Annotated in this window: 9 protein-coding genes and 1 pseudogene; 8 read left to right on the forward strand and 2 right to left on the reverse strand. The window is 41.3% G+C overall.

The window, feature by feature from the left end:
- Nucleotides 1–198, forward strand: a 198-nt coding sequence (locus ASG81_RS33270) for a hypothetical protein (RefSeq protein WP_235549041.1), incomplete at its 5' end; no start/stop codon positions are given.
- Between the two features lie 548 nt (nucleotides 199–746).
- Nucleotides 747–1,112: a hypothetical protein gene (locus ASG81_RS26695; RefSeq protein WP_056641823.1), complete on the forward strand. Its 366-nt coding sequence runs from the start codon at nucleotides 747–749 to the stop codon at nucleotides 1,110–1,112.
- Nucleotides 1,113–2,173: 1,061 nt separating this feature from the next.
- On the opposite strand, the gene ASG81_RS26700 is transcribed toward ASG81_RS26695, so the two are convergent.
- A complete protein-coding gene (locus tag ASG81_RS26700; protein ID WP_056641826.1) occupies nucleotides 2,174–3,538 on the reverse strand; it encodes a hypothetical protein in 1,365 nt (454 codons plus the stop codon).
- Nucleotides 3,539–4,334: 796 nt separating this feature from the next.
- A complete protein-coding gene (locus ASG81_RS26705) occupies nucleotides 4,335–4,613 on the reverse strand; it encodes a putative signal transducing protein (protein ID WP_056641829.1) in 279 nt (92 codons plus the stop codon).
- Between the two features lie 246 nt (nucleotides 4,614–4,859).
- Here ASG81_RS26705 and ASG81_RS26710 point away from each other — a divergent pair, with 246 nt between their 5' ends.
- The 6 genes and pseudogenes from ASG81_RS26710 to ASG81_RS31720 all read left to right on the forward strand — a co-directional run bounded on the left by ASG81_RS26710 (nucleotide 4,860) and on the right by ASG81_RS31720 (nucleotide 8,680).
- Complete coding sequence (locus tag ASG81_RS26710) at nucleotides 4,860–5,309, forward strand: HAD hydrolase-like protein (protein ID WP_056641831.1); 450 nt, start codon at nucleotides 4,860–4,862, stop codon at nucleotides 5,307–5,309.
- A 151-nt stretch (nucleotides 5,310–5,460) separates the two neighbouring features.
- Nucleotides 5,461–6,177 carry an SAM-dependent methyltransferase gene (locus tag ASG81_RS26715; protein ID WP_235549042.1) on the forward strand — a complete coding sequence of 239 codons (717 nt, stop codon included), beginning with the start codon at nucleotides 5,461–5,463 and terminating at the stop codon, nucleotides 6,175–6,177.
- A gap of 115 nt (nucleotides 6,178–6,292) precedes the next feature.
- Nucleotides 6,293–6,466, forward strand: a pseudogene (locus tag ASG81_RS34235) (IS110 family transposase); the annotation flags it as partial.
- 504 nt (nucleotides 6,467–6,970) lie between these two features.
- Nucleotides 6,971–7,483, forward strand: coding sequence for an NUDIX hydrolase (locus tag ASG81_RS26725; protein WP_056641837.1), 513 nt, complete (start codon nucleotides 6,971–6,973; stop codon nucleotides 7,481–7,483).
- Nucleotides 7,484–7,525: 42 nt separating this feature from the next.
- A complete protein-coding gene (locus ASG81_RS34240; RefSeq protein ID WP_155971978.1) occupies nucleotides 7,526–7,717 on the forward strand; it encodes an extracellular solute-binding protein in 192 nt (63 codons plus the stop codon).
- Between the two features lie 717 nt (nucleotides 7,718–8,434).
- Nucleotides 8,435–8,680: a hypothetical protein gene (locus ASG81_RS31720; RefSeq protein ID WP_056641839.1), complete on the forward strand. Its 246-nt coding sequence runs from the start codon at nucleotides 8,435–8,437 to the stop codon at nucleotides 8,678–8,680.
- Nucleotides 8,681–9,119: the final 439 nt, after the last annotated feature.

Here is a 9,119-nt window from a genome sequence, read left to right on the forward strand (position 1 = left end):
CCTTTCAGGTACGATTGTATTTGTTATTATGTATCATTGGATGATGAGCACGTTGAAGAACTTACTAACTCCTATGCCATGAGACTCCAAATGATTGAACTAACGGGAGTTGAACACCGAAAGGGCTGCCGCGTAGCAGTCCTTCGTTACGGTCCCATGGAAGAACGCAATTACTTCCGCGTGAGCGGCAATGGCTAACGGGCAGGATTGCTTAACCACTTCAAGAATTTTATTTAGGTATGAAGAATTTACGAAATTCAAAAGAGGTGAAGTTATTGCCTGAATTCCATCATTCAAGAATTAAAGGAATAACTAYTAATGGGCTAAGTTATATGGATGACCAAGATAAAGAGGTCTATATCGTTTTTTCGGAATGTAGGAGCAACTGGGTCAATTATGTAAATGCTTCAAATTCTTTTGAAGGGAATAATCGGAGCATTGAATCAACTAATTGTGTTGGATGGCGAGATGCATTTGCTATTCCAATGTACATTGAATTCTTTACGGTACCGAGGGCAAGGTTCGTATATCCTTACAGAAGGAACTTTATAGAGAAGTTAAGAAAKTTGAACAGCGGGAAGGCATATGCACTCTTTAAGGAAACAAACAGTTTATTGAAGAGACATGGCTGGAATACATTTGATATGGGATAAATATACCTTTGTATTACTAAGCTAACGGGTACGATAGTGGAGCAAGCTTCMGAGGTTCTAATCAGGATTAGCTATGTCATAGGGGGTTTAAACGTGAAACGTATTACACTTTTATTAATTTTGATAACTTTCATTTTATCCGCTTGTGGAAAAAATAATATCGATATTGAGTTTGAAAAAGTAGATTACATGGATGCTTCTCATTGGTTTGAAAAAGAATTTCATAGTGTTGAGCCTGGTGGAACAGGCATTTTTACAGAAGGTGATAAGACATTTGCTTTTGTAGCTGTTTCTCCAGATGAAGCAGTCGAGTTTATATCCGTAGGGGACGCTGCTGATGGTAGAATTGATATTAACTATCGAATAATTAAAGTACCACCATCTAATAAACAAATGAATATTGAGTTGATTAGTTTTATGAAAATTGAACCACCCATTCGCTTTAAGAAGCATAACTAATGATATAGATTGAACTAACGGGTACGNAAACAAATGAATATTGAGTTGATTAGTTTTATGAAAATTGAACCACCCATTCGCTTTAAGAAGCATAACTAATGATATAGATTGAACTAACGGGTACGTTAGTTCAACGAACCAAAAATGAAGGCAACCTAATCAAACAGGAGGGCCTCATGACGAACAGAGAGAAAAGCCGCAACGAATGGACAGTTCGCGTTGCAGACTACAAGGCCAGCGGCCTCGCCATGTCTGCGTGGTATGCGGCTAATCACTGCACGATGGACCAACTGATATCGGGACGATGTAAAATGTTTATTTACGAGTTTAGTTGCTTAGTAGACTGGTGACCCGCTCGGGAATCCGCGAGTGAATGGAAGAACTGCAGAGCTGCCTCGCTGAACAGGGAGCCGGCAACGGCGGGGACGTAGCAGGATCGTGAGCTGTAACTGCCCGCCTGCAGCTTAACGAGGCTATGTGAATAAGCGATGGCGAACTGAGAAGCAGGCTAATAAGCTCCTCACCAGCTGCCCCATATTAATACTAATACTTTATTTCTTATGACAGCAATCGTTACGGTGAGTGGTCGTGATTACTAGTGGCGCGCAGTTGGCTGGCCACCGCCGCGGCAGTCGCTATCGCACCGTGCCGTCCACGTCCAATAGGTCGGGTGGATCGCACAGTGACAGCCCAACATCATTACGGCCTCATAATTAAATCGTAGGTCAGCTTCGCTAAAGGTCTCATGAAGAGTTTATCCATCTGCAATCTATCCCCGTACAGAAACAAATTAATCTCTTCCTCAGTTAGATTCATAGCGTCAAAAAGCTTCTTCATCTCATCCATGTACCCAGACCGATTATCGGTGTCCTCCCGATAGACTGTATTCGCACAGGGCATGGTTCCGTGCTTTTTGAAATAAGACAAATCAATAAGGAGCTGCCGTGGCAGCTCCTTTACTTGCAAATTCCATGTGCCATTTTTTAGTCTGATTACGGTTAAAAAATTACCTTATTGCTCCGCTGAGAAATAGGCTTCAACGGACTTGTTTTCAAAAGTCGTTACCATGAAGTGATTCCGTCGGCATAACCATAGTAATTGTTATAGTACCCCCAAATATGTATAGGGAGCCCCTCCAACCAAACATCAACATAATCCCAGCTGTCGCTATTCGGTTCCAAAGTGATGGAATAGTTTCCGCCATAGTGGGTGTCATTTGCCGATAAGATGTCTATCTGGACAGAAACGGATTGTTTGGCGCCTAAAAATTCGCCGTTACCCCAACTGTGATAATCGGAACCATTTTCCCAGTAAGTTCTCCAGTTCTTGCTCCAATAGCCGGTACCCTGATAGATTTCTATATCGATACCCTCTGAATTTTTTTGATAAGCCCATACCCACGTGTGCGTTAATGGGTCAGATCCATTCCAGTAAGTATAGCCCTCCCAAGTACCTAATTCAGACACAGTCATGTTTACCGTCTTCTGATTGCCCGTTTCGCTGGCCAATGTCAGACTTATATTCTTCGGATCTACTTGACCCGGTGTATAGACGCCTGCGACGAATGATTCAAAAGCTTCTTTCTCATGATATTCCCTGCTGCCGTATGGGTCTTCCCAGTTGTATTCAACATTGTGTTCATAGTCCGATGTGTGATCGTAATATGACCAATAGTGAACGGTTTTGCGGTTTTCAACGACTTCAACGGAAAATGTTTTGTCGTTGTTGGTGTTGTCATAATCCCCAGGCTCAATATTGGACAGGTTTACTTTGAGAGTATATGTACCGGGTTTCGGAAGCTTCAGCATAAAGACCACTAGTTTTTGTCCGCCGGCATCAATCACTACGCCTTCAGCGGTATCCAGCACATCGGAACCATCAAGGATATGCAGGTTTGTTTTGGCGCCAACATCCCCGTTCAGTTCCTTGATGTAAGCGGTAACGGCAAAAGGCACATTGACGCTGGTTTGATCGGTTGCTTCCACTTTATCCACAGTAAGGTCCGGTCGGAGCAGGACGGTTGTCTTTCCTTCCAGAACCTCTGCATCAACCGTTTCGGCATTTTTTACATGAATCTTGGTTTCGAGCGGCTGATATCGTACCACATCGTCGAGCTTTACATTAGCTAATCCCTGCCGTGCGGGTATGTTAAAAAGGTTCTTAGCGTAGACTATTTTTCCTTCGGGAATGTAGGACTTCAGCTGGAGTTTTTTGAGTAGGTCCGGGGGAGGGGTATCGCTTGATTTGGGAATGACTTTCGCGTACAAATCGGTTATACCGTCTTTTCCTCGTAAGGCTTGCAAAGAAAGGCTGTACGGGTCTACCGTGCCATGTTGTGCACGTGCCACAGATCCAATCCCCATACATGATAGCAGCAGGAAAAACGCTGTAAGTACCGACGAGATTTTTCGATATCGTTTTCTCATGAATATTTCCCTCCTATTAAATATGGATCAAGCATATGATTGTCCATACATCGGCTATCCTTGCGCCACTAAGATAATTTTAAATATAAGGCATGTGCGACGGTCCGATCCTGTAAAAACTTCCATCCACCAATGAATTAGTTTGTATACTCGGTTCAGTTGAATAAGCTCGTTCATTTTTTCTCAATGGTTTTGAGTTCCCTAATGGTTTGGTATCTACATTTAATCACCACCTTCACATGAGTGCAGTATCGATGTAAATATAGGGAAATGTAACTCGTTGGACAAGAGGCATTTAGATGGAAATCACACCGTCAGCAAAGGGTATTCTTGTTTTAACCGTACAACACGATGAATTCAAGGGACAATTGATCAGAGTAAGTATTGAATCAGATATTAGTAGCCATGATCATCACTGAGGCAATTAGACAAGGGTGGAGCCCCAGGGATAAAGGTACACTTTTAAGCATCAACCTTTTCGGAAACAATCTCGTACATTGTTAAACTCACTTGGTACGTATTTCAATAGAATAGCGGGGGTAAAGGACATTTTTGCGTCCTATACTGCCGCTGTTCTTTTATGGCCTCGGTTTTGAATGAAACCTTATCAGTCCACTAGATATAACAACCCTTCTACTGCCCAAACAACACGACTATCGGTATCTCGAGTATGATAGTAAAACACTGCCTTTTCCCCCAAGCTATCAACTTCAGACTGGTCAGTTGGCATCTCGGTTGCACTAAACCCAATCATCGCGGCTGCTATGAGCTTTGACGGCGAGAACCTACGTTTCGATTAACGTTCCTTCGGTAGTTCGCGCAGTTCCTCGACCTCATCCAATCCCTCGGTAGGAAAGGCTATTAAATCCCGTGCTTCCTCAAGGCGATCAGCAGGTACATAGAGCTCGATCGGAAAAGGCGCCGCTGCCATATAGAGACGCATATAATGTCCCATCCCTGGTTCGACCCGGTAATACGGAACCCCCGCATTCTCAAGTAGTGGCTCCACAAATAAAATCTCCAACTCGCTGAATCCACGTAAATGCACAAATTCAATTTCGTGCCGGTCACTCATATTTAATCTCCTATCCGCGTATATTACGAACCATATCCATCTCTAATATTTTACTATATATGGGAACTACGGGGAAGGAGGAAACTGCAGCATGTAGATTAAGTGGATTACTTTTCTTGACACTAGTTGTCATAATAAGACGAAAATAAGGGTCTAAGTACCGTTGACTCCATATTCTTTGTAGAATATTTTGTTTATAAGGAGACGTCTATCTAAAAAAGAGATACATCAAGGGGAGGTGTGAAGATGAACAGAGTAGTTATTTTTGATTTTGACGGAACCATTGTTGATTCGGGAAGGCTGGTGTTCGATCTTTTTAATGAGTTCTCTGAAAAATATAACTATAAGAAGGTTCCAAAACATGAAGCTGATCTTATTCGTTCACTTTCTGTTAAGGAACGTTTCAAGAGGCTCAAGGTTCCTGTATTAAAGGTCCCATTGCTCACGATGGATGTCGTGAGGAAGTATGAAGAAGCCATTCCTGAACTAAAAGCGATTGACGAAATCAAGGGTGTCTTACAAGAACTGAAAAAGTCGGGATTGAACTTGGTACTCATCTCTGCAAACTCCAAAGAAAATATAAAGCAATTTCTACGATTAAACCAAATGGAATATTTCGATGAAATCATAACCGCAAAACGATTTTTTTGGCGGCATTTGTCCATCAATAGCTATTTGAAAGGGGCGAAAGCATAACTGCGAGATGCGAACCTGACAATATCAACTCTAAGAATGTGTTGTTAAAGTTAGGATTCCAAATTGATCACACAGATGAAGAATTGCTTTATTGGAAATATCAAATGTAATAGTACGGCTTTAATAAAAACTGAGGAAGGCAGGGGTTTCAATGGGGATAAACCGTCGTAATCTGGATGACATCGAATTCATAAGAGCAAATTTAATGGGGCCTAGTTCAATTGTCATGATCGAGGAGCTAACGTCAAAATTGTCATTGAAGAAAGGAATGCGAGTGCTGGATTTGGGCTGCGGGACCGGACTTACTTCTATCTATCTGGCGTTAAAGTTCGGCGTAACCGTATTTGCTACCGATTTATGGATTAGTGCGACCGAAAACTACCAAAGATTCAGTGAGTTCGGACTGGAAAACCAAATTACCCCAATTCATGCGGATGCACTCCATTTGCCTTTTGCGAACCACTATTTCGATGCAGTCATTAGCGTAGATGCGTATCAATACTTTGGAGCGAATGAACAATACTTGGACCGCCATTTAGCGCCGCTAATCAAAGAAGGAGGTATTTTCGCTATTGCGATGCCAGGGGTGAAGGTAGAATTTGATGTGGTTGTACCTGCAGAGCTGCAGCCATTCTTGTCGCCTAATGGAGAAGATATTCATTGGCATACTTGTGAATGGTGGCGGAAATTATGGGAGGAATCTCCTAACGTTTGCGTTGAATCGGTAAGGGAGATGAGCTGCTTCTCGAAAGCATGGAGTGAATGGCTTCAGTCCGACAACGATTATGCGCGCGAAAATATCGCATTACTGAACGCTGATGACGGGAAATATATGAACTTGATCTCGCTTATTGCTTCAAAAAAATAGAGGCATTTTACGAGCCGCCTTATATTACATAGGCGTTTTTTTCCTCTTGGCGAATCGGCATGACGGAGAACTGCGATGAACTCCCTCAAAGAGTGATCCGAAACATGCACTTGTCATAGCTGACCTGGTCAGCCGAGGCTTTTACTATAAATACTCGCGACAAGCCATCTTTTTTCAAAGGTTGAAAACAAGGATGAGTGACCGGGAATTTTGGGTGACGAATAGTGTACGGCTGCAGAAGCGAATCATCCGCTGGATAGACATTCGCTTCCCTGAGTATTGTAAGGTGCTGTTGCTTGTTCGCGAGAAGCTTTCGATTCATGTACCGGATTGGCCATTTATACTCCTGAACTTATCGCATATCCCTTGCTCAGCGGGGTTCTGATTGCATCAGTAGATTCGGCAGGGGGAGGATATGTTTGGCAGTGTGAGCAGCAATCACTACCAGATATCTAGCTCATCCTTTATTAAACTAACGGGTACGTTAGCTCCATAAACACTAGACGAGGCTACCGGCATAAAACGGCAGCCTCGTTGAGCTAACGGGCAGGTTAGCGCGGTACAAGTGCGGTTCCTTTTTCACTCTGTCGGAGCTTAAGAACTTAAAAAAACACACTTAATCAAACACGAAAACACTAAACCATGTGCTTCCATTCGAGTATAATTTAGGGTAAAGAAGATGCTTGAAATACCAAAAGAGGTGGTGATTTGTCGTGAAATCGTATAGAATAATCTTTGGGATTTGAAGGTGAGATTGTGGTATGGAGCTGAAAAAAATTAGTGGGTGAAATACATGATAAATGGGGACATTACTTTAGATATACTAAATGGGAAATTTAGCTATCGTGTTGGGGCAATAATCATTGATTCAAATGAGATTTTAATGGCAAAAGATGAAAAAACTTCGTTTTATTATACAATAGGTGGTCGTGTAAGATTTGGGGAAACTGCAAAAGAAGCAATTTTACGAGAAATTTTTGAGGAAACTCAACTTCGTCTTGAACTTGGTGAATTAAAGTATGTTCACGAAAACTTCTTTACTTCTTATGAAGGTACTGTTTACCACGAGATTTCTTTTTTTTACTCGGTTAAATCAAGTGCCGAATTACGCATTATGAAACATGCTTTCTTTGAAGAGTCATATGGTGAAGTAACGTTACATTGGCTTCCGATTGATGAATTAGCGACATTAGATTTATATCCAGAGTTTTTTAAGACTGAATCTTTGGATTCGGATGGCAAAATTAAGTGTTTCATAACAAAAAACAATCATACTTATTCAACAACCGATCACGAATCAAAATAGAAAATATGTTTATTATAACAATCCTCTGCTCAGTAACTTTTCATATCACCAGAAAATAAAGACAATATTGGGGTTGTTGCATTACCTTCTTTTCCGAATAAACCACGTGCTGTTTTCGGCACTGCTGGAGGCTTGGCTATTTTACAAAAATCTAAAAACCCTGATTTAGCTTTAGAATTCATTAAATTCATTACAATGGATAACAACGAAGCTAGCTTAGCGTTCTTTAAATAAATATGGAATTGGTGTTTCTAACAAAGTTATAGATTCCGCAGTAATAGACGCCAACTACAAGGTGAAGCTGGAATCGGTTTCGTATATCAGGAAGGATTTGCATCAGATAAATTCAAAGTTTCTAGATGTGCATGCAAAGTTTAGAACCAGTCTGGAGCAAATACTTTTTAAAGATCATGCGGATTTCCAAAGAGAATTAAGCGATCTAGCTCAAATTATGGACGATGAACTTAAGAAGAGCGATAATCCAAAATGATTCTTATGGAACACGATGCGATGATGCATCGAACAGTAGTTTTCTAGGACTGTGACCATTGCACTAACGGGCACGATAGTTCAATCTCAACTAAGACTAGGCTGCCGACATGGATCGGCAGCCTAGCTCCGTCTTTGACCATAGACGTAAACAACCAACACGATAAATGTAATTTTATTCCTTACGTTTGCGGGTGGCTACGCTGGTATTACCCCAATCATAGCGAAATTCCCAGTGTATGGATTTAACACATATATCCATATACTTTGCCCCTGGTGACAGCGACGCTGGTACTACCCCAACAATTGGATTTTGTTATCACAGCTGAGTTAAAACCTAATGCTGCATTTATAACTCGACCTGCTCCCGGACTAAATGGTAATGTTGGTGGGGGGATTGAAGTCGTAACAAGCGCTTATTCTTTTAGAATTACTGGATTTTATATGATAGGTGATAAATGAGTGAGAAATAAATTTGAGAGTGTTGATGAATTACGTGAATTTATTGTTGAATTAGCTCACGGACTAATAACATTTGGTAATGAGCAAGTGGGTACTTGTTTGTTGGAGTGGTCGGAGACTTTCTTTACTACCACTTCTGAGATGTTAGGTGAATTGCACCTAATACTAATGAAAGTGAAAATTAATGAAGTCCCGAGAGATAAACGATCCCGATTCAATGAGGCAGTAAGAGCTTCATTAGTTTAGTTATTATGAAAGAAGCCACATGCGAGTATAACAACTCCATGTGGTTTCTTTTTGTCTGAAATTTTTTATTTAAACACTATTGACGTAATGATACGTCATTCCATTGGAGGGATATTTATGATCGGCTTAGAATACATCGTAAAGCTGTAAAACGGAACGTATAAGAAATTATGTAGACATGCCAGAAGGCTTTGAGACAACTGGGCGAGTTTTAAAATCGAAGGAGAAGGATTACGTACTGAACTTCTGGATATCGCAGAGTCTGTCTTCGATGTCACTTCACTAACGGGTACGATAGTCCGGTAACGCGGCTGCCTAGGCGGCCGTTTTTATGTACTCCGCTATTCCAGCTAATAGCTTGTCAATATTTAATTATTAATGGCCGATTCCAGGAGTGGTATACTTAAAAAAAGATATGACAAATAACCGTCCCCTTCGG

Source organism: Paenibacillus sp. Soil522 (assembly GCF_001428245.1).
GTDB lineage: Bacteria > Bacillota > Bacilli > Paenibacillales > Paenibacillaceae > Pristimantibacillus.